We start from the raw sequence: 26673 nt of genomic DNA, 5'->3' as shown, positions 1-26673 counted from the left end.
CAGCCTTGCCCGTTCCGGCACGCCGGGGTTTTCCAGATCACCTCGAGTCCGCGAACGGGCAAAACCCGTGGCCTCCGAAGGCAATCCGACGAGCAGCCCGCGCTTCTGCGGGGTCGTATCAGCCCCGGACGCGAGCCCGTGCGGGACGTTGCCGCACGACGCGCAGGGTGCCGATTTCGCGCGAAATCATCGCCAGGTACCGCATGTCTTCGGATGAACACACACGCCGGCGCGAAGAATTACGAATAGGACATTCCGGTATCGCACAACATTTCCGCGGAGCCGGATTCACCAGGGCCGCGCGGCGTGCAGTTCCGATTGAGCGTCTTTCATCCTGGTCGGCCCGCAGCCGCGGGTCGCAGAGCCGTTCGTCGATGTGAGGTTCGCATGCACCGCAGGCGCATAGCCCACTCTCGCAACCGGCACCGCCGCGGGTTCACGGTGCCCGTGCCCTGGGGCACTCCTGGGCGAGGACGGCCCTGACGCCGTGTATTGGACATACACAAGTCAGGGCACCCACAGTCCAGGGAGCCTCTGAGGTTCCGCCCCCCGCACCGCCACGCAAAATGAGGCTGATTAGGCTCGCGGGTTGTACCCGCGGCGGGGCGCGTCATTTCGTGGGGAAGACCCCGCCGAGGTCGCTCTCCCAGCCCACCCACGGGCCGCTGGCGGGGATCGCCTGGTAGGTCTGCTCCATGCCGCCCCGCTTGCTGATCCCGTAAACGACCAACCTGCCCTGCGAATCCTGGGCCGAGGACACCAGCTTGGCGATGCTGCCGGCGTGGTCGTGCCACTCGCTCCACGCCTTGCGATCCGGCAGCTGGAAGATCTCCTGCACGGTGCCGTTGACGGTCAACACGTGCACGACCACGCAGCCCTTGGGATCTGCGACGACCAACGGTCGCCCCATCAGCTGGCCGCCCCGGCTCTGCCAGCCTCGCCAGGTGTCCGACGCAGCGCTCAACTCGACGTTGTCGAGCAGCGAGCCGTCCACGGTGAGCGAGAAGACCCGCAGGCTGCCCTGGTCGTCCATGGCCACCGCGGGAGGCCCGGCCGTGGCGCCACCCAGGCCCCGCGGGGCGTTCCACTCGTCGACGGCGAGCCCGGCCTGCGCGATCGTCCGCAGCTGACCGTCCGGTCCGGCCGCGAAGATGCGCAACTTCCCTTTGGAATCCCGGAAGAGCGCGGGATCGTGTGCCGCCAGAACCGGAAGGCTCCGCCACTCGGTCCAGGTGCTGTCCCCGGGCTGGGTCTGCTGGGCCGTCCACAGCGACCCGTCGGCGGCCCGGGCCACCACGACCAGCTTGCCCGCGGCGTCCTGCGCCACGGCTGGCGTTCCCACGAGGTTCGCGCCGCCGAGCTCGCGCCAGTTCGCCACCCCGCCGGTACTCGGCGTCACCTGGTAGTTCTCCAGCAGGGCACCGTTGGTACCGATGACGAAGGCCACCAGCTCGCCATCCGCGTTCGTCGCGATGACCGGGTCCCCCGCGGCGCTTCCGCCCAAGTTGACCCACCCGGTGGTGGCCGATCCCGAGGACGGGGCGGACTGGGTGCTGCTCAGCACCTCGTGGTTCTGCCCCTTCGCCACCACCACCAGCCGCCCCAACTTGTCCAGGCGGGCCGATGTCGCGGGCAGCGGCGAGACCTGCGTCGGCCGCGCCGCGTACGTCCCCGTCTCGAAAGGGAGCTGGATGCCTGCGGGGTCGCCCGAGTTGATCCAGGGCGGGCGCTGCTCGCCCAAGGCCTGGCTGAACACCACGACCGGGGCCGCGATCAGCACCAGCCCGCCGAGACCGGCCAGCAACAGCAGCTTCTGGTCCTTGCGTTGGTCCACCCTCTTGATGGGCATGGTCGGCTGGTCGTAGACCTGGGAGAACCCCGGATTCGCACCGAATCCGCCAGGTTTCGACGAGCCGCGGTTGCCGGACGGGTGATCCGATCGGCCGCCGGCCGAGAACAAACGCACCTGGCACCCCATCCCTGTCAAGAGGTCTTCGCTGAATCCAACACTATCGGGAACGAACTTGAGGCATCATGCACCCCCGCACGCCGACTTGGTGTACAGACGTACATGTTTTCGGGGATCCGCGGCCCGGGGCGGCGGATCCGGAATCGGTGCCGGAACACGACTGCGCCGCTGCCGCGGTTCGCGGCAACGGCGCAGTTCGACCTTCGGCCGGCCCCGTCAGAAGGGGTAGAAGCTCGGCCCGTCGACGGTGGCGATGTTCAGCCCGGCCCGGCCGTCGTAGGTGACCGACCCGATGACGCCGTCGCTGTCGGCGTTGACGATGTCCACCCGCTCGGGGCCGTTACCGCCGTAGTTGAAGTCCTGGCAGGTGCCACTGCGGACGACGAAGGTGGCGAAACCGCCGCGCTCCGGGAACGTCGCGTAGGAGTCGTAGGACCCCTTGGAGCACAGCTTGAAGACACCCGGGGTGGCGGCCTGCGCGGTGCCGATCGTGCCCATGGTGAGGGCGGCGCCCGCCGCGACCGCGAGGGCGACTCCACGACCCGTCCAACGCTTGGTGGCCTGCTGCATCAAGTGTTCCTTTCAACGGTTTTCGCTTGCGGAACAAGTCAAGCAAGCACGGGACCGATTCGCCGCTAGATGCGTCGCATCGATGACATCCGGGTAAATGCGCTGCCCGATCACGCTGGGAGAGTGAACCTCGCGGGGACGTGGTTCGTGTATCACGTTGGGACGACCAGGATTCCGCCGGTGACACCAAGCCGAACGGGCACGGAGTCCAATGTGACCAGCCGGCCGTTCCGGCGCGGCGGCGCGCCCTCATCCAAGTCCGGAGCATCGTCACCTCGTTCAGCTCCAGAGCGTCTGCAATGCGCCAAGCCGCATACTGCTCCTACGGGCCGTGAACTGAGGGAATGGCGAAACCCGTGCTCCGACGACGCCCTGCGCCGGACGAACTCCCCTCGCGGATTGGCCGGGCGCGTGCTCGCCCACGACGACCTCGTCGCCATCGTCCCGCACGGGCCCCGACTGGCGGAGGAGGACATGGTCGACATGCCCCTCGGCTCCGGCATCCGAGGACACAACGACGCGCCATTCGCCGCAGCCGGTGTCACCCGCACCGTCGCCTTCGAAGCAGCTGACCGTCACCGCGGTTCGCGCGCCGGAACCAGGTCGTCCTGCTGCGAAACGACCCGGTTCAGATGCTCCCGCGCGCGGCGCCGCGCCGTGTCTGCATCGCCTGCCGCGATCGCATCGAGGATCGCCCGGTGCTCGGCGAAGGTCTGCGGCAGGCTCGCCAGGTAGGCGCCGGAATCCTTGTAGGACTCGCGCAGGCACGTGTTCACCGGGTCCATGAACCACGAGAAGAACGGGTTCCCGCCGGCCCGCGTGACGATCTCGTGGAACCGCATGTCCTCTTCCAGGCACACCTGGTAATCGTCCGCGTGCCGTTCCGCGCGCTCCAACGACGCGCGCAGGTCGCCCAGGTCCTCCTCCGTGCGGCGCGCCGCGGCCAGGGCGGCCACCTCGACCTCGATGATCAGCCGGATCTCCATCAACTGCTGGAACGTCATCGCGTTCATCCCCAGCATCAGCGAGTAGTGCTGGGCGATCGCCGAACCGTCCGGTGTGGACACCGTCATCCCGCGGCCGGGCCGGATGTCGACCAGCCCGCGCTGCTCGAGGATGCGCCCGGCCTCCCGGATCACCGTCCGGCTCACCCCGTAACGCTCGACGAGCTGGGGCTCGGTGGGCAGCCGGTCCCCTGGGCGCAACCTCTGCTCCAACAGGTCGCGCTGCAGGCGTTCGGCCACCACGTCGGGCAGCCGCGGCGGCCTCTCCGGCGCCGCGCCTGACCATCCGGCTGCATTGGAGGGTTGCGATGGAGCCATGCGAGAAATATCGTCCGATCATCATACGAAGTCAATCGGCGATGTGTAACCGCTGGTAGCAGGCCTCGATCGAGACCGAGGAACCCGGGGCTGCAATCCGTTGACCGCTGCAGCAGCCGGCCAAGACCGTGCCGGAGACCGAACTTGAGGTCGAGATGGCCGAGCACGCCTGTGAACGCCTGGGACCGCGACGACCGGAAGGCGGCTTCCGGCTCTCCGTAGCGCATTGCTGGTCGATCACCGGAACGGGTCATTGATGGGCCGGGCGGCGTGTCGATGATGAGCTCGCTGATCGTGGAGTGGCTACCGTGCCCCGGCGATCAAGGCTGGATGGCAGGTTCGCCATGTCCCCGCTGAGTTTTCCGGAGCACGTTCTCCGGCATGCCTGGCCGCGCACCGTTCCGACGAAAGAAAGCGGCTCATTGTGCATTTGACTCCACACGAGCAGGAGCGCTTGCTGATCCACGTTGCGGCCGATGTGGCGCAGAAGCGTCGCGACCGGGGACTGCGCCTCAACTATCCCGAGACGATGGCGCTGCTGACCGCTTACGTCTTCGAGTCGGCGCGTGACGGCAAGTCGGTCAGCGACATCATGGATTCGGGCCGACAGTTGCTCACCCGCGTCGACGTGATGGCCGGCGTCCCGGAGATGATCAAGGACGTCCAGGTGGAGGCCACCTTCCCGGACGGCACCAAGCTGGTCACCATCCACAGCCCCATCCCGGAAGCGGCGAAAAAGGAAGACATCGAGATCCACCCGGGCAAGGTCGAGCATCCCAAGCCGCCACACAAGCCGGACTGCCCGGTCGACTGCGAGCACGACCAGAACTCGTCCCAGCACTGCGACAAGTGCACGGATGAGGATGCCTGGCACCTGCCGATCGAGTACAACAAGAACACGGAGTTCGTTGCGGTCAAGGTCCGGAACGAAGCGGACCGCCCCATCCAGGTTGGCTCTCACTACAACCTGTCCGAGGTCAACGCGTTCCTCATGGTCGAGAGCAAGCGCGCGTCCGACGGCAGTACCTGGGCGAAAATTTCGCCCGCCGAGCGGCTGAACACTTACGCGGACCATCGGCTCAACATCCCTGCGGGCAAGTCCGTGCGCTTCGAACCGGGCGACGAACACTGCGTCGAACTGCTGAAGATCGAGGCGAAGCAGTGATCGGTCAGAACCAGGTCCAGCCATCACGCAAGGGGACTGCCCAATGAGCAATTCTACGAAGAACAAGCTGAAGCGGGCGGATTACACCGCCTTGTACGGGCCGACCACCAAGGATCGCGTCCGCCTCGCCGACACCGAGCTCACCATCGAGATCGAGGCCGACTGGAGCGGTGGGCCGAAGTACAGCGGCAACGAGATGATCTTCGGCGGCGGCAAGGTGATCCGCGAGTCGATGGGGATGTCGAAGTGGCTGAGGCACGACGACAAGACCCAAGCAGGGGCGAGCAACGAGTACGACCCCGAGAGGAAGCCCGTTGACACGGTGATCACGGGTGCGTTGATCCTCGATTGGTGGGGCGTGGTCAAGGCCGACGTCGGCCTCTTCGGCGGCAAGATCGTGGCCGTCGGCAAGGCATACAACCCCGAGACGATGAAGAAGATCGACACTACGGCTTTTGAGATGCCGGACGGCGTCGACAACAACTCCCCGCGGAAGAAGGAGATTCCGGAGCCGACGAGCTTCGTGGTCGGCCCGAGCACCGAGGTGATCTCCGGCAACGGGCGGATCCTCACCGCGGGCGGGGTGGACACGCATGTCCACTTCATCTGCCCTGAAGAGATCCACGAGGCCCTCGCTTCAGGCGTGACCACGCTCATCGGCGGCGGTACCGGCCCCGCCGAGGGGAGCACGGCCACCACGGTGACGCCGGGCGCGTGGCACATCACCCGGACATTCGAAGGGCTGGACGAGTACCCGGTCAACATCGGCCTGCTCGGCAAGGGCAGCACGAGGGAACCGAAGGCGCTCGAGGAGCAGGTGCAGGCCGGGGTCTGCGGCTTCAAGATTCACGAGGACTGGGGCGCAACACCTGCGGTGATCAAAACCGCACTGGCTTACTGCAAGGACAATGACGTTCAACTGGCCTTGCACGCGGACTCGTTGAACGAGTCCGGCTTTCTCGAAAACACAGCTGGGGCCATCGGAGACGAGTCCATCCACATCTTCCACGTCGAGGGTGCCGGCGGTGGCCACGCACCGGATATGATCGAATTGGTCAAGAAGCCGAACATCCTTCCCGCTTCGACCAACCCGACCCGCCCGTTGACGGTGAACACCGTCGCGGAGCACATCGACATGGTGATGGTCGCTCACCACCTCAACCCGGACATCGACGTGGACCTGGCCTTCGCCGACTCCCGCATCCGGCCGTCCACCATGGCCGCGGAGGACCTCCTCCACGACATGGGCGCCATCTCGATGATGTCCTCCGACGCCCAGGCGATGGGCCGCATCGGAGAGATGATCATGCGAACCTGGCAGACCGCCCACGTCATGAAGGTTCGCTACGGCCACCTCGACGAGGACCTCCTGACCGCGCAGATCCGCGCGCGCGAAAAGTACGCGGACAAAAGCAAGCTCCACAAGGACGAGGCCTTTCAACACTCGTACAACAAAGATGTATTGGCGCCGAATGACAACCACCGGGCGCGCCGCTACATCGCCAAGTACACCATCAACCCGGCGATCACCCACGGTATTGACCAATACGTCGGCTCTGTTGAGGTGAGGAAGAAAGAGGAGCAGGGGAAGGACCAGGGGCAGGAGTCGACGCAGGAGTACCAGGAGAAGCTGGCCGACCTCGTGCTGTGGGAGCCGAAATTCTTCGGCATCAAGCCCCACATGGTCATCAAGGGTGGCCAGATCGCCTACGCGCAGGTCGGCGACGCCAACGCGTCGATCACGACGCCGCAGCCCTACCTGCCGCGGGCGGTCTGGGGCTCCACAGGCCGCTCCCCGGGAAGCAACTCGTACAACTTCGTGGCCAACGGCACCGTGGCGAAGAAGCTGAACGGCGAAGTGGACGTGGCCGGCCAGAGCGGCAGGACCAACCTGGTCAGCCAAATAGTCGGGAGTGCACAAGCATCCACGGTCGGTCAAAGCATTTTGAACGCCCTGGGCATTGCGAGCACCCCGAACACCCTGGCTGCTGATTTCGTTTCGTTCGTTCAGAATGCTCTGGCCATCCAGAAGAAGAACGATGGTCTCGGCCTCGGCAAGAAGTTCATGCCGATCGAGACCACCCGGAAGATCCGGAAGACGCACATGAAGCTGAACGCCGCGATGCCCGAGGGCCTCGAAGTCGATCACAACAGCTTCCAGGTCACCATCGGCGGTGCGACCACAGGGGACTCCACCGCCTCGCTGGACGGTGTGAAGATTCCGCGCGCGTACGTCGAAGATCTGCCCATGGCGCAGCGGTACTTCCTCTTCTGATCCGGCTCGTGCCCGGCCGCCGACGTCACCGCGGCCGGGCACGGCGCAGCATCCGACCCCTGTGAAAGGCAGCCGCTCGCTCATGAGCCGTGCAGCGCTGCTCCTGCTGGCCGACGGCCGCTTCCCCGCTGGTGGGTACGCCCATTCCGGCGGTGTCGAGGCCGCGGTCGCGCACGGAGCAGTACACGACACCGACAGCCTCGAGGCGTTCTGCCGCGGACGCCTGCACACCACCGGCTTGACCACGGCCGGCCTGGCCGCCGCGGCCACCGCCGGGCATGACCCGCTGCTGCTGGACGACGCCGCTGACGCTCGCACCCCTGTTCCCGCGCTGCGCGCAGTTTCGCGCAAGCTCGGCCGGCAGATGATGCGCGCGGCCCGCGCCACCTTCCCCTCAGCCGAGCTCGAACACCTCGCCGCCCAGCGTCCCCGGGGCGCCCACCAGCCCGTCGTTCTGGGTCTCGCCGCCCGCGCCGCCGGGCTCGCCCCGGTGGACGCCGCCCATGCCGCCGCGTACGAAAGCGCCGGCGGCCCTGCCACTGCTGCAGTGCGGCTGCTGGGCCTCGACCCCCTCAGCGTCTCGTGCCTGCTGGCTCGTCTCGGCGCAGAGACCGACAACGTCGCCGAACAGGCCGCCGATGCTGCGGCCCGCGTGGCGAGCGCGGGAATCGACGCACTGCCGTCGGCGTCCTCGCCGCTGCTGGACATCACCGGGGAGCAGCACGCTGCCTGGACCGTCCGGCTCTTCGCTTCCTGAACACCCTTCTTCGAACGGAGTTGCCATGCACTACCACGATTCTCTGCTCGACCAGCACCTCTCCAGCGCCGCAGCCATCCGGCCCGACGGCAGCCGCCGGGCACTGCGCGTCGGGCTGGGCGGTCCGGTGGGTTCCGGCAAAACCGCCAGCGTCGCCGAGCTCTGCCGCGCCTTCCGCGACCGCTACTCCCTGGCCGTCGTGACCAACGACATCTACACCCGCGAGGACGCCGAGTTCCTGCTCCGCGAGGCCGTGCTGCCGGCCGAGCGGATCACGGCCGTCGAGACCGGCGCCTGCCCGCACACCGCGATCCGCGACGACATATCCGCCAACCTGGAGGCCATCGAGCACCTGGAGGAGACCCTGCCTCCCCTCGACCTCGTGCTCGTCGAGTCCGGCGGCGACAACCTCACCGCCACCTTCTCCAAGGGGCTCGTCGACGTGCAGATCTTCGTCATCGACGTCTCCAGCGGCGACGACATCCCCCGCAAAGGCGGCCCCGGCATCACCACCGCCGACCTCCTCATCATCAACAAGACCGACCTCGCCCCGCACGTCGGCGCGGACCTGGACACCATGGCCGCCGACGCCGAGAAGCAGCGCGGCGACCTCCCCGTGATCTTCACCAGCCTCACCGCGGACGCCGGTATTCGCGAGGTCGCCGACTGGGTCACCGCGCAGCTCGCCGAGTGGCACGCCAAGGCGGCCGTGTGACCAGCACCGCCCGGCTCGCCGAACGCCAACCTCCCAACACTCCCGGCGCCCACATCCCGGACGAACACCCGGACGGGGTGCGGGCCACCGCCCGCATCCGCGCCGCGCACAACGGACGCGTCACCACACTTCCGCAGCTGCGCAACGACGGCCCGTTCCACCTGCGGCGCGTGCGCACCGACAGGAGCGCAGCCAAGGTGGGGATCATCGGCGCGATGAGCGCCCCGTTGGGCGGCGACCGGCTGACCCTCGACATCACCGCCGAGGACCGGGCCGAACTGGAAGTCACCACGGCCGCCGCCACACTCGCCCTGCGCGGCCCCACCACCGAGGCGGCCACCTACGACGTACGGCTCACCGCCGGGGAGCACGCCAGCCTGCGCTGGCTGCCGCAGCCACTGATCAGCGCCGCCGGCAGCAACCTGCGCCAGACCACCACCGTCGAACTCGCCGCCACCGCACGACTGGTGCTGCGAGAGGAACAGCTACTGGGCCGTGCCGACGAGGAGTCCGGCCACCTCGTCAACCGGATCCTTGTCCGTCGCGCCGGACGCACACTGCTCGACCAGCACACGGCGTACGGGAGCCCGGAGCCCGGCTGGGACGGCCCGGCCGTCCTGAATGGACACCGAGCCGTCGGCCAACTTCTGCTCGTAGATCCGGAGGTGGAAGCCCGGCACGAGCCCGTTCTGCTGCGGGAGGGCTCCAGAGACGGATGTGCCGTCCTCGCACCGTTGGCCGGTGGACCGGCGCTATTCGCCACAGCCGTGGCACCGACTGCCTCCGTGCTACGCGAACTCCTCGACGAGGCACACGCACATGCCCGCAGAAAGTAGGATCTTCTGCGGGCACGCCCATTCCCTCACCAACCGCTGCACTCGTCGATGCGGGCGACGTGCTGATCACCACCGTCGGGCCTTTCGAGCGCTTCGGGTACACGACCGCGCAGGCAGCCGCTTTCCGGATGGGCCGGGCGGCGCCATCCGGAAACGACCTTCTAGAACTCCCCGGGAATCGCGCCGAGCTGTCGCAGCTGCGCGAGGACGTCGACGACTCCCCAGATCTCGGCGATCCGGCCGCTGTCGAAACGGATGATGAAGATCTCGTTGTACGTGACGGTCCTGCCGGTGGGCTGGAGGCCGCGGTACTCGCCCTGGTGGGTCCCGGTCACCGTGTTCCGGTACACGACCTTGTCCCCCTCCGCGATCATGTCCTCTACCGCGACGTGAACATCGGGGAACGCGCGCAGGAGCACCTCCCACACCTTCTTGAGGGCCTCCGCTCCGCCCATTTTCATCGGCACCGGGGTGTGGAACAGCACGTCCGGATCGACGAGCTCGTCGATCGTCTTCGCGATGATCTCCGCATCACGCGTGTTCAGGGCGTCGTGGAAGCGGCCGAACACCGCTTTGTTGCTGACTTCCTGGCCCGTTGGCATCTGGTTCCTCCTCAGGTCGAACAGCCGGGATCTGGCCTTGTCCGGGGTGAGGCACGGCGCCTCACCCCGGAACGGTTGGCGTTACTTGCTGTAGTTCTTCCCCGGCGGCCTGCCGGGGATCGGCTTGCCGATGAGAGCGACCGGGACGAACAGGCAGAAATGTCCGATCGCCATGGTGAGCGTCCAGAGCGCTTGGTCGTCGTAGTGGGCCGCGGCCCTGGCGAACAGTTCGTCGGAGACGCGCTCCCCGAACGGGTTCGGGGTGAGGACGGCCTCCACGAGTTCCAGTGCGACTCGTTCGGCGTCGGCGAAGTAGGGCGCGTCCTGCCAGGTGGCCACGGCGATGATGCGCTCCTCGGACTCCCCTGCCTTGCGGAGGTTTTCGGTTGCGCGAAGGGCGTGGTAGGTGCTGCCGACGATCTGCCCGGCTCGGAGCCGCACCAGGCCGAGGGTGCTCTGCGGGACAGAACCGTTCCGGGTGGCGTTGAGGACGGCCGCGGAGAGCTTCACCAGCTCGGGGAACTGGTCGGTGGGGTCGGGCAGACGCGACTTGATGTCGTCCCGCTGAGTCGTGGGCGTGGACATGGCCAGGTGTTCCTCTCGGTGGTGCCGCACCGCTAGCGGTTCTCCCGAAGCCGTGGCGAACCTGCAAGCGGTGGCGCGCTGGACCGCGTCGCACCAGTTCGACAACGCCGCGCCCCGGAGTGTGAGGTGAGGTGGCGATGTCACAGTTCGGCGCGCTGTCCAGTCCTACTGGTGAGGACAGCTGCGACCGAGGGAGCCGGCGACACCATGACCACGCGATCCGAGCCCGCGCACGACCGATCCGACCCGAACCTGGGCGCGATCATGGGCGAGCGGCGTCAGCTGATCAATCTCGCCTATCGGCTCCTCGGTTCCCTGGCCGATGCCGAGGACGCCGTCCAGGAGACCTACGCGCGCTGGTACACCCTGTCCCGCGAGGAGCAGGATGCCATCGCATCCCCCGGCGCCTGGCTGACGAAGGTGGCCAGCCGCATCTGCCTCAACGTGCTCGGATCGGCACGCGTCCGGCGGGAGCGCTACGTGGGCGAATGGCTCCCCGAGCCGCTACCCGAACCCGCGGAGTGGACCGGCGGCGTCGTCGACCCGGCCGACCGGGTCGCCCTCGACGAGTCGATCAACATGGCCTTCCTCGTCGTGCTCGAGTCGATGACCCCGGCCGAACGCGTCGTGTTCATCCTCCACGACGTCTTCCGCTATCCCTTCCCCGAAGTGGCCGACATCGTCGGCCGCACCCCGGCGGCCTGCCGCCAACTGGCCACCTCGGCCCGCCGCCGCATCCGCGCTTCGCAGACACCCGCGACCCCGGCGGCCCAGCGAGCCGACGTGATTCGGGACTTCAAGCAGGCATGGGAAGCCAAGGACATCGAAGCCCTCATCGGCCTCCTCGACCCCCGCGCGGCGATGATCGGCGACGGCGGCGGCCTCGCCAGCACCAGCCGCCACCCGGTCGAAAGCGCCGAGCAGATCGCGCATGGCCTGGTCCGAATCGCGGCTCACGTCCCCGACGTGACGTTCCTGGAACGCACGGTCAACGGCCAGCCAGGACTGGTCGCCCAACAACACGGCGCCATCGTGACCGTGTACGCGTTCGGCATCGCAGGAGGAAAGATCACGAACATCTGGGCGATGCGAAACCCCGAAAAGCTACGACCGTGGACGACGGAGACACAGCAGCCCCCTCGTTGACAGGCACCCGGGAGGGTTCAATCCAGGTTCGTGGCCGAAGCACTGACGTCCGGTGGTTCGGTGGCCGATGCCAGTCGGTCGTGCAGCTCCGGGTTCACCTCCAGCAGGAGTTGGATCGCCGGGCGCTGCGCCATTTCCGTGCGGTACACCAGCCGGATCGGCATCACCACGCCGAGGTCCGGCAGCGGAAGCCGGCGCACGCGGCCCTCCGCCAACGCCCTGGCCGCGGCGTACCACGGGACCACCGCCACGTACCCGGCGCTCGCGGCCAGGTCGACCGCGATGTCCGGGGTGCCGACCAAGCGGATCGGATGGTCCGGCCCGCGCTGCGGGCCCGCGAACATCGCGACGATCTCCTTGGCTTGCTCGCTCCAGTTGTGCACGATCACCGGCGTGGTCGCGAAGTCGTCCGGTTGCGGCGCGGCCAGGTCGACGACCGGGTTGTCGGGTGCGGCCACCGCGATCACCGGTGAGTCGGCGACCGCCACCGAATCGAGCCCCGCCGGCAGTACCCGCCGCAACACGTATGCCGCGTGCGTGCTGCCGTCCAGCAGAGCGGCGACAGCTTCGTCGCTGTGCTCGATCTGGCACACGACGTCCACGACGTGCCCGGGCATCGCGGCGAGCACGGTGGGAAACACCGCCATGCCGATGCTCGCCGGCGCGGCCACGACCAGCCGTTCGACGCCCTCGGCGCGCACGGCGGCCTCGGTCTCGGCGAGCAGCGCCAGGCAACGGCGCGCGTAATCGCCCAACCGCTCGCCGGCCCGCGTCGGCACGGTGCCGCGCGGGCCTCGGTCGAACAGCCGGGTGCCGAGCTTGCGCTCCAGGGCCGCCATCCGCGCGCTCACCGACGGCTGTGCGAGTTGCAATTCCACGGCCGCGCGGCCAAAGCTCCCCGCTCTGGCGACCGCCAGGAACACCCTGAGGTCCAGGATGTCGATGCTGGTTCCGGACATAGCCGGATGCTATGTCCTGTCCCAGGCAAACGACTACTACTGCAAATGGATGGCAAGAGTCAGGGTGTCTCTCATGCCCGCCCGGGCCGGTCACAACGGGGTGACCACAGCGGGCGGGCAAGGAAAGGAGGGCACCGTGACCGGAACGCTTCCGCGCCCGGACCGGGCAGGCGTATCCCCGGACGACGACCGCCGCCTGCACCGCAGCCTGGGCACGGCGTCGCTGTCCGCGATCACGTTATCCAGCGTGATCGGATCGGGATGGTTGTTCGCCGCGTACAACGCCGCCAAGGTGGCCGGCCCGGCCGCGCTGTTATCGTGGCTGATCACCGGCGTCGCCACGCTGCTGGTCTCATTGGTGTTCATCGACCTGGCCTTCCGCCGGCCGCTTTCCGGCGGCAACGTGCGCTGGCCGCAACTCGCCTCGGGCCCGTTGGTCGGCGCGGTCATCGGCTGGGCGGTCTTCCTGCAGGCGGTCTACGCCGGGCCGAGCGAGTCGACCGCGCTGGCCCAGTACGCCGCCAAGTGGATTCCGGGCCTGGTCGAGAACGAGACGCTGACCTTGTTCGGGCGGTTGTTCGCGGTCGCCGTGCTCGGAATGTTCTTCTACGTCAACATGTTCGGCGTCCGGTTCATCGCGAAGGTCAACAACGTGGTGACCGTGGTCAAGGTCGCGGTGCCGCTGCTCACCGTGGTCCTGTTGCTGGCCAGCGGATTCGACACGACGAACTACGACGTGGGCGGCGGATTCGCGCCCTATGGCGTGTCCGCGGCGCTGACCGCCGTCGTCGGCAGCGGCCTCGTCTACTCGTTCACCGGGATCAATGCGGCCGCGGTGCTCTCCGGTGAGGCTTCCGACGCCCGCAAGACCGTGCCACGGGCCACCTTCATCGCGCTTGCCCTCGCTTTCGCCATCTACTTCGGACTCCAGCTGGCCATGCTGTTCACCATGCCGACCGATCAGCTGTCCGGCGGCTGGCACGGGATCAACTTCAAGTCGCCGCTGGCCGAGCTGGCCAGCCTGATCGGCCTGGTGTGGCTGTCCTGGCTGCTGCTCGCCGATGCGGTGTTCTCACCGGCCGGCTCGATGCTGGTCTCGGCGGGCGTCAAGGGCCGCTACACCTACGGCGCGGCGCAGAACGGGATCCTGCCGCGGTTCTTCGCCGGTGTGCACGAACGCAGCGGCATCCCGCGACGGGCGCTGCTGCTCAACCTCAGCCTCGGCGCGGTGATCATCCTGCTGTTCGGCGACTGGAAGTCCATCGCCAGCTCGCTGAGCTTCTACTACGGCCTGAGCTACGCCGCGGTGTCGATCGCGGTGTGCGTGTGGCACGCGGCCGAACCGTCGTCCGGCTGGCTGGGCCGGTGGAGCCCGGCGGTGGGCGCGACCTCGTTCGTCCTCTCCGGACTGATCCTGTACTGGTCCGGCTGGGAGAAGGTCCGGGTCGCGATGCCGTTGCTGCTGCTCGGGTTCCTCATCTACCTGTGGCGTGCCCGGCGCGGCGGGGCGCCCGGGTTCAACGGGGTGTGGCTGGTGGTCCTGCTGGTGGCCCTGACCGGCGTTTCCGCCGTGGGCAGCTTCGGCGGCACCGGCACGCTGGCCGCCCCGCTGGACAGCGTGCTCGTGGCGATCATCTGCGGCATCGGGGTCTGGTTCGGTCGGCGATCCGGACTTGCTTGGCGGAAAACCCAACAACACGAGGAGGCTTGATGACCTCGCTGGACGCGCAGCCGGTGTGGCGCGTGAACGGCATGGGCAAGCGGTGGTCCACGCATGGACCGGGCGTGCTGGACCTCGGCGTCGCCGAGATGGACGTCTCGGCGTGCCCACCGGTGTTCGACGCGGTGCGAAGAGCGGTTTCGGCGGAGGCGTTCGGGTATCCGGTACCGGATGCGCGCAGCGGGGTGCCCGAAGCGACATCCCGCTGGCTGTCCGGCTTCGGGCTCGCCGTCCCGGCCGACGCGGTGCGGATCGTGCCCGATGCGCTGCGCGGCATCGCCGTGGCGATCCGGAACCTGACCAGGCCGGGCTCGGCGGTGATCGTGCCGACCCCGACGTACCAGCGGTTCATCGAGGTGGTTCCGCTGACGGGGCGCGAAATCATCGAGGTCCCGCTGGTCGGTGGCCGCGACCTGGACCTCGATGCCATCGAGCGCGCGTTGGCCGCCGGTGCGGGCAGCGTGCTGTTGTGCCACCCGGTCAACCCGGCCGCCGTCGTGTTCGGCGCGGACCAGCTGACGGCCCTGGCCGAACTGGTGGATCGGTGGGGCGGCCGAGTGATCACCGACGAGGTGCACGCACCGATCCGCTACGGCCACCCGTTCACGCCCTACGCGGCGTTGAACGACACGGCCCGGGCGCACGCGGTGACCGTGACGAGTGCGACCAAGGCGTGGAACTTCCCGGGGCTGCGCACCGCGGTGATGGCGCTGACCAATCCCGTGGACGTCGAGGTGTGGGATGGGCTGCGGCATCTGGAAACCAGCGGAGCGAGTCCACTGGGGATGATCGCGACCGCCGCGGCCTTCGATCACGGGCAACCGTGGCTGGATGCGGTGCTCGCCGATCTGGACGACCACCGGCACCAGGTGGTCGAAACCCTGGCCGACAACGGGCTCGGCGAGATCGCGCAACTGCCCGACGCGACCTACCTGGCGTGGCTGGACCTGCGCGCATGGGACGAAAACAGGCCGGCGGAGCTACTGCGCGAGACAGCGGGCGTGGCGCTCGGCGAGGGCGCGCTGTACGGCGCGGCCGGAGCGGGCTTCGCGCGGCTGAACTTCGCGACGGCGCCGGACGTGCTCGCGGAAGCCCTCGACCGGATCGTTCGCGTCCTGACCAAGTCCAGATCCACCGGCGGTCCTGGCTAGCGGCCGGGAACAAGAAGCCCGAGATGCCCTCCCGAGCTGGGAAGATGGCTCTGTCCGTCCGAGCCGGGAGGGCATCTCGGCGAATGCGGTCTTCTCGCAGTGCCGCGCCGAACGCCGAGCCGAGAGAACCGCTCAGCGCCCGGAACCGGGTGCTGCACTGCTTGCGGCCTCCACCAGCCCGCCGGTCGAGGCGGCGGCGAGGGCCTGATCGAGGTCGGCGCGCAGGTCTTCGACGCCCTCCAGGCCGATGGACAGCCGCAGGATGTCCGCGCCCGGGCGGGCCTCTTCCGGAACCGGGCGGTGGGTCAGCGCCGCCGGATGCTCGATGAGCGAGTCCACTCCGCCCAGCGAGACGGCGTGGGTGAACAGCTGAACGCGGTCGGTGACCCGCATCGCGTGCTCGTGACCACCTGCGAGCCGGATGGAGATCATGGCGCCCGGCCCGCTCATCTGGCGTCCGAGGAGAGCTGCGCCGTTGCCGTCCAGGCCTGGGTAGTACACCTCTCGGACTCCGGGCCGGAAGCGCAGCCAGTCGGCCAGTTCCGCAGCCGTCTCCTGCTGCGTTCGGACGCGGATCGGCAGCGTGGCGAGACCTCGGTGCAGCAGGTACCCGGCCAACGGGTGCAGCAGTGCTCCGGTCACCGCGCGGACCCGCCGCAGCGCCGCCGACCATCCCGCATCGGCCGCGACCACACCCCCGACCACATCGCCATGCCCGCCGAGGTACTTCGTGGCGCTGTGCAGCACCAGGTCCGCGCCGTGCAGGGCGGGTTGCTGGAGCACGGGGGTGGCGAAGGTGTTGTCCACCAGCACCGGACGCCCCGCCGCCGCGGTCACCACGGCACTGATGTCGGTGAGCTCCAAGGTGGGATTGGCGGGTGTCTCGACCACCACCAGGCAGGTGTGCGCCGTCACCGCGTCGGCGACCTGGTGCGGTTCGCAGTAGGTGACCTCGACGTCGAGGAGCCCCGATGCGAGGAGGTGATCGGTTCCCCCGTACAGCGGCCGCACGGCCACGACGTGGCGGCCGCCGCGTTCGGCCTTGGCGGCCAGTACCGATGCCGTCATGGCGGCCATTCCGGAGGAGAACGCCACAGCATCTTCCGTCCGCTCCAGCTGTGCCAACGCCGACTCGAACCGGGCGACCGTCGGATTCCACAACCGCGCGTACACGGCGCCGCCTTCGGCGAGCGGCCGGCCACCACCGGCCATGGACTCGTAGGAGGCGCCACCGGCCTCGGAGTCGGGCAGCGGGTTGGTCGATGAGAGGTCGATCGGCGGGGCGTGCACGCCGAGCCGGGTCAGGTCTTCCCGTCCCGCGTGGACGGCCAGCGAATCGAAGGAGCGAGCACCCTTGGTCATGCGCCGTAGCATGCAAGAAAACATCGGTGTGGAGCGCAATCGATGAAGGAACTTCGGTAAACAGCGAGATCACCGAAGATCATGGCGGAAGGTGGCATGGTGCAGGTGGCCAGATCGAGGAATTCGCCGGAACGGACCGGGCTGGACGCCACCGATCTGGAGATCCTGGCGGAGCTCGCGGCCGACGGCCGCATCACCAACGCCGCGCTGGCCGCGCGGGTCGGCATCGCGGAATCGACCTGCATCCACCGAGTGCGCGCGCTGCGGGAGGCCGGCGTCATCGCGGGGTTCCACGCACAGCTCGACCTCGCCGCACTCGGCCTGCCGATCCAGGCGCTCATCAAGGTGCGGTTGGGCAGCCACAATCGCGACGAGGTGCTCAGATTCCACGCCAAGCTCGCGAAGATCCCCGGCATGCTGACCGCGTTCCACGTCGCCGGCGAGGACGACTACCTCCTGCACGTCGCCGTCGCGTCCCCGGAAGTGCTGCGCGACCTGGTCTTGGAACACATCAACGTCCACCGGGCCGTCCGGCAGACCGAGACCCAGCTGGTGTTCAACGTCTTTCCCGGCACCGGCCCACTGGCCGCCGCCCGGCCTTGAGCACAGCGTTCCGGGCCGGATGACACCGCATGGCGCACCTGTGCGGAGACTGCCGGTGCCTCACCGGACCAGGAACCCGGCAAACCGAGGCAGACACACCCTGGCCAAACGTGAGACTTATTCATATACTTCCGTTTCGGTGGTGATTCGACAGGAGGCAGCATGTTGCGGTTGCCCAGGTTGTTGCTCGTCCTCGCGCTCACATTGACCATGGTGGGCGCCGCGGCCCCGGTACAGGCCGCGCCCGCCGATCCCCCGCTGCGCATCGACGGCCGCTGGTTCGTCGACGAGCAGAACCGCGTGGTGCTGCTGCACGGCGTGAACAATGTCGACAAGGAGGCTCCGTACATCGAGCCCGGCGACGGCTTCACGTTGACCGCGGACGACGCACGGTTGCTGGCTCGGCACGGGTTCAACACCGTTCGGCTCGGGGTGTCCTTCGACGGACTCATGCCTTCCCGAGGCGACGTCGACGAGGCATACCTCGACCGCCTCGCCGGGGTCATCGACGTGCTGGGGGCGTCCGGGATCCACGTGTTGCTGGACAACCACCAGGACGGACTGAGCAAGAGCTGGACCGGCAACGGTTTTCCGGAGTGGGCCATCGAAGCGCGACCGCAGTCGTGGGAGTCGAACCCGGGATTCCCCCTCTACTACCTGATGCCGAGCATGAACGCGGGCTGGGACGAGGTCTGGCACAACACGAACGGCGTGGTCGACCACCTCGGTGACGCGCTGGCCGCCCTGGCCGCCCGGGTCGCCGACAAGCCGAACATGCTCGGCATCGAGCTGCTGAACGAACCGTGGCCCGGAACGGCCTTCCCGACCTGCTTCCCGTTCGGCTGCCCGTTGTTCGACCGCCAGTACCAAGCCGTGCACAAGGATCTGACCGAGCGGATCCGCGAGGTCTCCCCCACCCTGCCGGTGTTCTGGGAACCCAACGTCACCTGGAACCAGACCATGCCGACCCACCTCGCCGAACCGCCGCTGACTCCACCGATCGACGACCCGAACGTCGCGTTCTCCTTCCACGACTACTGCATCATCAGCCAGTCGGCGATCTACCTGGGAATGCCCAAGGAACTGATCGGCATGTGCCCGCTACAGCACGACATCACCTGGGGCAACGCCGACAAGTTCACCGAACGCACCGGAACACCGGCGCTGCTCACAGAGTTCGGCGACAACGACCCCGCGGTGCTCGGCAACTCGCTGTCGCGCGCCGACGAGCGCTTCATCGGATGGCAGTACTGGCACTACGCGAGCATCAGCGGCCCGGAACCCGAAGAGGACCCGTTTCTCGGCGAGGCCGGACGCCAGCTCGTGCGCACCTATCCGCAGGCCACCGCGGGCACACCGGTCTCGATGAACTTCGACCCGGCCAACGGCGCCTTCCGCTACACCTACCGCCCCAACAGCACGGCCCAGACCGAAATCTACGTGTCCGACCTGCACTACCCGGACGGCTACACCGTCTCGGCGACCGGTGGCGAAGTCACCTCCCCACCCGGAGCACCGATCGTGACCGTGCGGGCAACCGGCAGCGAACCGGTCACGGTGAACATCCGGTAGCGATCCGGTGCCGGCCTGCTCCGCAGCGAGAACGCATGCCCGCCAGCGGGCGACTACGGGCCGACGGCCGCATGACCGACGCCGCGCTCGCTGCGCGGCGTCGGCATTGCGGAATCGACCTGCATCCACCGAGTGCGCGCGCTGCGGGAGGCCGGCGTCATCGCGAGGTTCCACGCACAGCTCGACCTCGCCGCACCCGGCCTGCCGATCCAGGCGCTCATCAAGGTGCGGCTGGGCAGCCACCAGGCCTAGCGCCCGTGCGCGGCTTTCTGCTCGCACATCGACAGCTTCACCAACGCCGAGGGCCAGTGGTTCTGAGCGAATTCCACCACCGCTCGGTCACGTGTCCTTCAGGATCAGCAGCTCGCCTTTGCCGATCGGGGCCAGGGAGCTGAGGTAGCCGTCCGAGTTCGCGACCAGTCGGTTGAAGTCTTCCAGCTGGTGCGCGTGGGAGATCGCGTTGTCGACGACGAGCAGGCAGCCGTCCGCGAGGATCCGCTGCAACGAAGGCCACCAGTCGGCGTACTGGCCACGATCGCTGTCCAGGAAGATGAAGTCGTACTCGCCGGCAGTGCGTGACGCGATGAACCGGCTGGCGTCGTCCGCGATCTGCTGAATGCGGGAGCCGAGCCCGGCGCGCTGGAAGTTCTGCTCGGCCATCGCGATCTTGTGCGGCGCTCGTTCAATTGTCGTGACCGTGCCGTCCTCGCCCACCGCGTCGGCGAGCCACAGCGTCGAGTAGCCGTTCGACGTCCCGATCTCCAGCACGTTCCTGCACTTGCCGACCTTGACGAGCAACGCGAGGAACTTGCCGGTGTCGTGGGTGATGTTCAGCATCTTCCGGCTTCGGTCGCCGGTCGCCGCATCGTTGATCTCACCGAATTCCTCCAACTCCCGCAGCAGCTCGGTCAGCCCTTTTTCCACGTTGCTTCCTCTCCTCGTTCCACCGCACCTCACCAGTTCCCGGTCGAGTATTCCTCGGTCGAGGAGGTGAAGTTCACCGAGCTCGGCCATCCGGCGGGCCCTCGCGTGCGCAGGCGAATACGTGGCTGCGCTCACCGGGAAGGCAGAGGCAGAGCATGCGGTGCTCTCGCCTTCCTCGGCGACCGCACGCTCGTCGAAAACGTGCGCGAACAGCGCAGTCCGGAAGCGGAGTCCGAGCGGTGAACCGGAGGGAAGTTGTCCCTTGTGGACGCACGGTCGCCGGCTGTCAGGGGCACGGCGGATCGTAGGAGAGCTGCGGGACGTAGCGCTGCCACTGTTCCGGGGTGAGGATGTTTCCCGTGGCGGAGCAGATCCGGCGGACGGCGGTTTCGGCATCCGTGTCCCACAACCGAACCAGCATGTCACGACCGCTGACAGCAAGGGTGCGCCCGTCCGGGCTCCACGCCACCATGGCGCCATGCTCGGCCTTGGTCGCCAGCGGCTGGCTCAACGGGACCGGGCGAGACCAGTCGGACACGTCCCAGGAATGGGCTTCGTCGTAGCCGTTGACGATCAGGGTCTGCCCTTCCGGACTCCAGGCCATCCCGTAGATACCGAGGTTGGGCTTGATCAGGCCCGAGGGGACTGGGTGGTCCGGACTGGACACGTCCCACAATTGCACCGTCCCGGCCTTGGAATTGCCAACGGCGAGTGCGTTTCCATCCGGGCTCCACTCCACATCGAGAAAGCCACTGGTGAAGGCCGCCGGCTGGGCCAACGGAACTGGATTGGCCGGATCGGAGACATCCCACAACTGCAGCCCTTCTTCAGACCTGCTCTCGGCGAGGGCAAGCGTGTTCCCATCCGGGCTCCACTTCATCGAATTCGCCGCGCCGGAGCCCTGCGATCGTTCCGCCAGCGGAAGCGGACGAGCCGGGTCGGACACATCCCACAACCGCCAAATCCCGTTCTCGCCCGTGGCGAGTAGCGGCCTGTTCGGGCTCCACGCGACCGAGTCGACTTCCGAGTCGGTCAGGTGCTGGCCACGCGGAACGCGAAGAGACCGGCCGGACACGTCCCACAACCGCACTTGCCCGTACCTGCTGCGAGTGACAAGGGTTTTCCCATCGGAACTCCACTGCACCGAGGTGGCGTCCCCCGCGGCGAACACGGTGGCGGGCATGTTCCACAATCGCACCCCACCAGTGGAAAAGCCTTCCGCGGACCCTTCGGTGGCCAAGGTGCGACCGTCCGGGCTCCACGTCACCGCGTTGGACGCCCGAGCGGGCAAAGGCCGGCTCAGCAGCACCGGACGCGCCCGATCCGTCACGTCCCACAACCGCACCTGGAGCTCTTCCCCGGTGGCCAGGACGTGTTCGTTCGGACTCCACGACACCGAGTCGATCCCGTCGGTGAACTCCGGAGCCTGCGGCAGTGCAACCGGATGGGCCGGGTCGGACATGTCCCACAGCTGTAACGACTCGTCCTCGACGGTGGCCAGGACGTTTCCATCTGGGCTCCACTCCGCCGAGCGGACGCTCCCGGTGAAGGCAAGCGGCTCGCCCACCGGACTCGGGCGGGCCGGATCGGAGATGTCCCACAAGCGCACCCTTTCGGCGAGCCTGGAGTCTGCCCGGCTCTCGACAGTGGTCAGGATGAGCCTGTTCTGATTCCGCACCACCGAGTGGACGCTCTGGATGATGAAGCCCGATGGCGGCTGGACCAGTCGCAACGGTCTTGGCTGGGCTGGAACAGACACATCCCACAGCCGAAAGGACTGGTCCTCGCGGGTGACCAAGATGTTCCCGTCCGGACTCCACGCCGCAGAAGACGGTGCTTCAACAATGGGAAGAGGATTTGGCAGTGCGGTTGGGCGGGTTGGATCAGACAGATCCCACAACCGCAGTAGCCACGCACCCGGCGTTCGCTCAAGAGCAGCAAGGGTGTTCCCGTCCGGACTCCACACCATCGACGGGACGCTGACCATGGGCAGCGGCGGTGCCAACAGGACAGGACGAGCGCGGTCGTCCACATCCCACAGCCGCACGGAGCCGCCGCTGGCGGGCATGAGCTCCCCCGGCCCATCACCGGGCCAGTTGGACCCGGCAGTGGCCAGGAGCTTTCCGTCCGGGCTCCACACCGCGCGGTGGAAGCTCCAGTCACCAGCCCACTGAGCTTCGCCGGGTAGAGCGGTCCCGAGGGGGAGGTCCAGGCCCTTGATCAGGTTGCCGTAGCCGTCCGGCGTCGGGTGCATCTCGTTGGACAAGACGTCGAGCTGCGCCGCCAGCGACGGGTCGGCGTCGCGGAGCTGATTGGCGGTGGTGGTGAGCTGGTTCGCGATGGCGGTATCGCGTTGCACCATTGCGATCCCAGCGGCGACCAACGCCAAGACCAGCAAGACCGCCATCGTGGTGACCGCGGCACGTGCGATCCGCATGGTCGAACGATGCCGGCGGACGTGCTCGCCGATGACCTGGTCCTTCGGGATACCGCGGATCGCGGCCGCTATGTCGGCGACGCACTCCCGCATTCGCGGGTCGGCCCGATCCGCGTGTTCAGGGGCGCGCACCCATCGGAGATTCACCCACCGCGGCTCTTCCCGGAACGCGCCGATCAGCGTCGGTGGCACCGCCGTGCTCCGTAACCGGTCCACGTCCTGAGCCGCCTCATCCCACGCGAATTCGCCGCTGGTCACGACGACGAGCAGGCGATCGGGGGAACGGTTATCCAGCCACCACGCCACTTCACGCGCAACCCACGGCGACGTCGCGGCCTCCGGGGAGGCCATCAGCACGAACCACCGCGAGGCTTCGAGCGCGCTCTCGATCGACGACCACAATCCGGGGTTCGCCGACAGGCTGGCGTTGTCGCGGAACACGCGCAGCGCCCGCATCCGGTACCAGGGCTTGGCGAATCTCTCCAGCTCGCGTTGCAGGGTGGGCGCCAGCTCCCCATCGAGGGCGTGGCTGTAGGACATGAACGCGTCGTACTCACCGGGGGGTTTCGCCACGACACTCCCAACATCCTGAAGCGTAGGATGATCCACATTACGCGGCCGACGCGTGCCCGTGATGCTTTTTCACGGCAACCCACCGAAATCGCCGCCGGCCGCCGATGACTGCCGACGACATGCCGGTGCGGTGCAGGGGAACTGCCGGGACCGGTGCGGCGAACGTGGTGGCATCTCCCGGAGATGGAAGAATGCCGGCATGGCAGTTGCAGGTGACGAGCCCGAATCGGCCCGCGTCGTTCGACACATCCGGGACGAGATCCTCGACGGCATCCGAAAGCCGGGCAGCAAGCTCGTCGAACGCGACCTGGCCAACGAGCTGGGCGTGAGCCGGGTGCCGGTGCGGGACGCGTTGAAGACGCTCGTCGCCGAGGGCCTCGTCACTCCCAGGCCTCGGACCTGGGCCGTTGTGCGGGAGTTCACGCCCACCGATATCGCCGACATCAACGAGGTTCGCTCCGCGTTGGAGGTGCTCACGTTCCGGCTCGCCGCGCAGCGTCACACCCGCGAGGGCCTGGCCCGGCTTCGCGCCGCGCTGGATGCCGAGCTGGAGGCGGCACGCGTCGACAACGCGGTCGCCGCGCGTCGGTCGGCGGCGGACTTCCACGAGCTCGTCACCGAGCTGGCGGGCAACCACCTGCTGAACGAGCTGGGGCAGACCATGCGCAGCCGGATCCGGTGGTTGCTGGTCCAGCACGACGATCTGGTGCGCGTCGCCGAGGAACCGCTGGACGATCGCCCGCGACGGCGCGGCCTTCCGGCGGGTCGTCCCGTCGCCCAACCCGGTTCGCGTCGTGCAGGCGCCGGTCGTCCGGCTGCTCCTGGAGAACGACCGGCTCGTGGTGTGCGTCGGCGGCGGCGGGGTGCCCGTCAAGGCCGACCAGAAGGGGCGCCAGACGGGCATGCAGGCGGTGGTCGACAAGGACCTCGCGAGCGCCGCGCTGGCCGCCACGGCTGGGCGGCGTTGGAGCGGAACCGGATTGGTGCGGACTCGATCTTACGACGCCGTTTCGAGCCCTCTTTCCCCAGATTCCCGGCCTTGATGTTGGCTTTCAGGGTGGTGTAGGCGTCGCGGACTTTCTTGATGACGTGCTGGGCGGCCTGCGCTCCCAAGCCTTGCGATTTGAGTTCCGTGTAGGTGTGTTTCCGCAGCTCGTACTCACGCGGGACACTGTGCTCGAACGCGACGGTCGACACCCAGTTCGCGGCCTGATTGACCGTGTGCAGTGTGGACTCAAGCGCGGATGCCTGGGTGGCATCCGGAACGAGCTTGACCTGCACAACGATCTTCACAACCAAGATCATAACATTGACCTATGTCACCCAGATGGGAACCAAACCCCGACGTACGCAGCGGAAGAAGCGTCGTTCACACACTCCACGCACACTTGGTCTTCACACCCAAATCCCGGCGCGGACCGTTCACCGACACCATCCTTGCCCGCTGCGAAGCCATCATGCGGGATGTGTGCACGGACTTCGAAGCGGAGTTACGGGAGTTCAACGGCGAAACCGGCCACGTCCACCTACTCGTGCGCTACCCACCCAAAGTCGCCCTGTCCAGTCTGGTCGGCTCCCTCAAAGGCGTCTCCGCGCGACGGCTTCGCCAAGAGTTCCCCACCCACATCCACAAGTACCTCCGGGGCAAGCACTTCTGGTCCCCCTCGTACTTCGCCGCGTCCTGCGCAGGCGCACCCCTGGAGATCATCAAGGAGTACATCGAGAACCAGAAACGCCCCGACTAGCACGGGGAGACCAACAGCACTACAGATAGGCTACCTCCCAGCCGTGAACGGCCGGGATTCCGCCGAACAGCTCCGCTGAAGAACCTCGACCTGTTCACCCCGGAGCTGGCGGCCGCGGGCAACGGCGACCTCGTGGTCGTCGCCGTGACCGCCGACGGGGTGGCCACCGACGACGTGATCGCCCAGATCGAAGAGCTGCTCACCCGCAAGGCGCCGACCGGCGGCCAGGCGGCGATCACCTACCGCACGATCGCCTCGGCGGCGGTCGGGGAGCCGAACACGAACCTCGCGGTCCTCGCGGTGAACGGCGCATACGCGGCGCGTGAGGCGCGCACGGCGCTCGAGAACGACGTGCACGTGATGATGTTCAGCGACAACGTCAGCGTCGAGGACGAGATCGAGCTGAAGACCCTGGCCCACCAGAAGGGCCTGCTGATGATGGGCCCCGACTACGGAACGGCCATCATCAACAACGTCGGGCTCTGCTTCGCCAACGCGGTCCGCCCCGGCACGATCGGCATCGTCGCCGCCTCCGGCACCGGTTCGCAGGAGGTGAGCGTGCGCATCCACGCCCTCGGCGGCGGGATCTCGCAGCTCATCGGCACCGGCGGCCGCGACCTGTCCGCCGAGGTCGGCGGCATCATGATGATCGACGGCATCCGCGCCCTCGCCCAGGACCCGCGGACTGAAGGGCGCCGTGATGGGCGCGCTCGTGTTCGAGGGGCTCGCGGCGGACCTGGCGGAGGCGGAGCGGGTCGCCGCATCCGGGCAGATCGACTTCTCGCCGTGCCACGAGCACGACTGCGTCGGCTCGATGGCGGGCGCCAACGACGAAAGCGTCGTCGAGCGCCTGATCTGGATGCGCGACGTGCTCGGCCCGATGCTCAAGGAAGCGATGGAGATCGGCGGGCCGGTCGACCTGCGCCTGCTGCTGGCGCAGGCGCTGCACATGGGCGACGAGGCGCACAACCGCAACAACGCCGGAACCCTGCTGCTGTTCCAGGCGCTGGCGCCGTCGCTGCTGCGCACGAGCTTCACCACGGAGCAGAAGAAGGAGGTCTTCGACTTCATCGCCAGCTCCGACTACTTCTCCGGCCCGACCTGGCTGGCGATGGCGAAGGCCGCGATGGACGCCGCGCACGGCATCGAAGGCTCCACAGTGGTCACCACGATGGCGCGCAACGGCGTCGAGTTCGGGCTGCGGGTGAGCGGCCTGCCCGGCAACCACTGGCTCACCGGCCCGGCGCAGAAGGTCGTCGGCCCGATGTTCGCCGGGTACAAGCCCGAGGACTCCGGCCTCGACATCGGTGACTCCGCCATCAGCGAGACGTGCGGCTTCGGCGGCTTCGCGATGGCAGCGGCCCCGGCGATCGTCGCCCTGGTCGGCGGCACCGTCGAGGAGGCCGTCGCCTACACCCGCGACATGGGCCAGATCACCACGGCCGAGAACCCGAACCTGACGATCCCGTCGCTCGGCTTCCAAGGGCTGCCCACCGGGATCGACGTCCGCAAGGTGCTCGACACCGGGATCCTGCCGGTCATCAACACCGCCATCGCGCACAAGGAAGCCGGCATCGGCATGATCGGCGCCGGCATCACCCACCCGCCGGCCGAGGTCTTCGAGAAGGCGATCATCGCGCTCGCCGAGAAGCTCGCCCCACAGTTCCCCCGCACAGAAAACTGAT

At 67.9% G+C, this 26673-nt stretch carries 23 protein-coding genes and 1 pseudogene; 14 read left to right on the top strand and 10 right to left on the bottom strand.

Features of this window, described 5'->3' with window-relative positions; all coding sequences use genetic code 11:
- Window positions 1-610: 610 nt before the first annotated feature.
- The 3 genes from BLW84_RS23755 to BLW84_RS23740 form a co-directional block, all read right to left on the bottom strand.
- The gene (locus tag BLW84_RS23755) at window positions 611-1849 is read right to left on the bottom strand and encodes a PLL family lectin (protein ID WP_143061069.1); all 1239 of its coding nucleotides are present in this window, start codon (window positions 1847-1849) and stop codon (window positions 611-613) included.
- 336 nt (window positions 1850-2185) lie between these two features.
- Window positions 2186-2539, bottom strand: a complete 354-nt coding sequence (locus BLW84_RS23750) for a hypothetical protein (protein ID WP_093268952.1) — start codon at window positions 2537-2539, stop codon at window positions 2186-2188.
- A gap of 575 nt (window positions 2540-3114) precedes the next feature.
- On the bottom strand, window positions 3115-3861 hold the full coding sequence (locus BLW84_RS23740) for a FadR/GntR family transcriptional regulator (RefSeq protein WP_093268946.1): 747 nt from the start codon (window positions 3859-3861) through the stop codon (window positions 3115-3117).
- 424 nt (window positions 3862-4285) lie between these two features.
- On the opposite strand from BLW84_RS23740, the pseudogene BLW84_RS49265 reads away from it, so the two are divergent.
- From BLW84_RS49265 to BLW84_RS23715, 6 genes and pseudogenes are all read left to right on the top strand, one after another.
- Window positions 4286-4582, top strand: a pseudogene (locus tag BLW84_RS49265) (urease subunit gamma); the annotation flags it as partial.
- Complete coding sequence (locus tag BLW84_RS49260; RefSeq protein WP_245761336.1) at window positions 4559-5026, top strand: urease subunit beta; 468 nt, start codon at window positions 4559-4561, stop codon at window positions 5024-5026. The pseudogene BLW84_RS49265 and the gene BLW84_RS49260, both read left to right, overlap by 24 nt.
- A 43-nt stretch (window positions 5027-5069) precedes the next feature.
- Window positions 5070-7301 (top strand): urease subunit alpha, encoded by a 2232-nt coding sequence (locus tag BLW84_RS23730; RefSeq protein ID WP_093268940.1) that lies wholly within the window; start codon window positions 5070-5072, stop codon window positions 7299-7301.
- Window positions 7302-7383: 82 nt separating this feature from the next.
- Complete coding sequence (locus BLW84_RS23725) at window positions 7384-8058, top strand: urease accessory protein UreF (protein WP_093268937.1); 675 nt, start codon at window positions 7384-7386, stop codon at window positions 8056-8058.
- A gap of 25 nt (window positions 8059-8083) precedes the next feature.
- On the top strand, window positions 8084-8773 hold the full coding sequence (ureG, locus tag BLW84_RS23720; RefSeq protein ID WP_093268935.1) for an urease accessory protein UreG: 690 nt from the start codon (window positions 8084-8086) through the stop codon (window positions 8771-8773).
- Complete coding sequence (locus tag BLW84_RS23715; protein WP_218157441.1) at window positions 8770-9609, top strand: urease accessory protein UreD; 840 nt, start codon at window positions 8770-8772, stop codon at window positions 9607-9609. The genes ureG and BLW84_RS23715 overlap by 4 nt, the downstream gene beginning before the upstream one ends.
- Before the next feature lie 161 nt (window positions 9610-9770).
- Here BLW84_RS23715 and BLW84_RS23710 read toward each other — a convergent pair whose 3' ends face one another.
- Window positions 9771-10211 (bottom strand): ester cyclase, encoded by a 441-nt coding sequence (locus BLW84_RS23710; RefSeq protein ID WP_093268928.1) that lies wholly within the window; start codon window positions 10209-10211, stop codon window positions 9771-9773.
- An 81-nt stretch (window positions 10212-10292) separates the two neighbouring features.
- The gene (locus BLW84_RS23705; protein WP_093268926.1) at window positions 10293-10796 is read right to left on the bottom strand and encodes a carboxymuconolactone decarboxylase family protein; all 504 of its coding nucleotides are present in this window, start codon (window positions 10794-10796) and stop codon (window positions 10293-10295) included.
- A 207-nt stretch (window positions 10797-11003) separates the two neighbouring features.
- On the opposite strand from BLW84_RS23705, the gene sigJ reads away from it, so the two are divergent.
- Window positions 11004-11942 carry an RNA polymerase sigma factor SigJ gene (sigJ, locus tag BLW84_RS23700; protein ID WP_093268923.1) on the top strand — a complete coding sequence of 313 codons (939 nt, stop codon included), beginning with the start codon at window positions 11004-11006 and terminating at the stop codon, window positions 11940-11942.
- A 17-nt stretch (window positions 11943-11959) separates the two neighbouring features.
- On the opposite strand, the gene BLW84_RS46435 is transcribed toward sigJ, so the two are convergent.
- The gene (locus BLW84_RS46435) at window positions 11960-12901 is read right to left on the bottom strand and encodes a LysR family transcriptional regulator (protein WP_143061068.1); all 942 of its coding nucleotides are present in this window, start codon (window positions 12899-12901) and stop codon (window positions 11960-11962) included.
- A gap of 136 nt (window positions 12902-13037) precedes the next feature.
- Here BLW84_RS46435 and BLW84_RS23685 point away from each other — a divergent pair, with 136 nt between their 5' ends.
- Both BLW84_RS23685 and BLW84_RS23680 read left to right on the top strand, forming a co-directional pair.
- Window positions 13038-14612 carry an APC family permease gene (locus BLW84_RS23685; RefSeq protein WP_177226652.1) on the top strand — a complete coding sequence of 525 codons (1575 nt, stop codon included), beginning with the start codon at window positions 13038-13040 and terminating at the stop codon, window positions 14610-14612.
- A complete protein-coding gene (locus BLW84_RS23680) occupies window positions 14612-15772 on the top strand; it encodes an aminotransferase class I/II-fold pyridoxal phosphate-dependent enzyme (RefSeq protein WP_093268914.1) in 1161 nt (386 codons plus the stop codon). The genes BLW84_RS23685 and BLW84_RS23680 overlap by 1 nt, the downstream gene beginning before the upstream one ends.
- Window positions 15773-15904: 132 nt before the next feature.
- Here BLW84_RS23680 and BLW84_RS23675 read toward each other — a convergent pair whose 3' ends face one another.
- Window positions 15905-17134, bottom strand: a complete 1230-nt coding sequence (locus BLW84_RS23675) for a trans-sulfuration enzyme family protein (protein ID WP_177226651.1) — start codon at window positions 17132-17134, stop codon at window positions 15905-15907.
- Window positions 17135-17230: 96 nt separating this feature from the next.
- Between BLW84_RS23675 and BLW84_RS23670 the strand changes: the two genes are divergently transcribed.
- Window positions 17231-17737 carry an Lrp/AsnC family transcriptional regulator gene (locus BLW84_RS23670; RefSeq protein ID WP_093269030.1) on the top strand — a complete coding sequence of 169 codons (507 nt, stop codon included), beginning with the start codon at window positions 17231-17233 and terminating at the stop codon, window positions 17735-17737.
- A gap of 162 nt (window positions 17738-17899) precedes the next feature.
- Window positions 17900-19309: an endoglycoceramidase I gene (locus tag BLW84_RS23665; RefSeq protein WP_093268908.1), complete on the top strand. Its 1410-nt coding sequence runs from the start codon at window positions 17900-17902 to the stop codon at window positions 19307-19309.
- Between the two features lie 339 nt (window positions 19310-19648).
- On the opposite strand, the gene BLW84_RS23660 is transcribed toward BLW84_RS23665, so the two are convergent.
- Complete coding sequence (locus BLW84_RS23660) at window positions 19649-20233, bottom strand: O-methyltransferase (RefSeq protein ID WP_093268905.1); 585 nt, start codon at window positions 20231-20233, stop codon at window positions 19649-19651.
- 286 nt (window positions 20234-20519) lie between these two features.
- Window positions 20520-23243, bottom strand: a complete 2724-nt coding sequence (locus tag BLW84_RS23655; RefSeq protein WP_093268901.1) for an eIF2A-related protein — start codon at window positions 23241-23243, stop codon at window positions 20520-20522.
- Window positions 23244-23442: 199 nt separating this feature from the next.
- Here BLW84_RS23655 and BLW84_RS48450 point away from each other — a divergent pair, with 199 nt between their 5' ends.
- Both BLW84_RS48450 and tnpA read left to right on the top strand, forming a co-directional pair.
- Entirely contained in the window at window positions 23443-24309 is an 867-nt protein-coding gene (locus BLW84_RS48450) for a GntR family transcriptional regulator (protein ID WP_218157440.1), read from the top strand.
- Between the two features lie 250 nt (window positions 24310-24559).
- Window positions 24560-24988 (top strand): IS200/IS605 family transposase, encoded by a 429-nt coding sequence (gene tnpA, locus BLW84_RS23635; RefSeq protein WP_093268899.1) that lies wholly within the window; start codon window positions 24560-24562, stop codon window positions 24986-24988.
- 449 nt (window positions 24989-25437) lie between these two features.
- On the opposite strand, the gene BLW84_RS49255 is transcribed toward tnpA, so the two are convergent.
- Window positions 25438-25647 carry a hypothetical protein gene (locus tag BLW84_RS49255; RefSeq protein ID WP_245761333.1) on the bottom strand — a complete coding sequence of 70 codons (210 nt, stop codon included), beginning with the start codon at window positions 25645-25647 and terminating at the stop codon, window positions 25438-25440.
- Window positions 25648-25688: 41 nt separating this feature from the next.
- On the opposite strand from BLW84_RS49255, the gene BLW84_RS23625 reads away from it, so the two are divergent.
- Window positions 25689-26672 (top strand): YlbE family protein, encoded by a 984-nt coding sequence (locus tag BLW84_RS23625; RefSeq protein ID WP_218157439.1) that lies wholly within the window; start codon window positions 25689-25691, stop codon window positions 26670-26672.
- The last annotated feature ends 1 nt before the right edge of the window (window position 26673 follow it).

Source organism: Saccharopolyspora shandongensis (genome assembly GCF_900106995.1).
GTDB lineage: Bacteria > Actinomycetota > Actinomycetes > Mycobacteriales > Pseudonocardiaceae > Saccharopolyspora > Saccharopolyspora shandongensis.
Note: the sequence above shows the minus strand (reverse complement) of the source record. Positions and strands in the feature narration are given on the sequence as shown.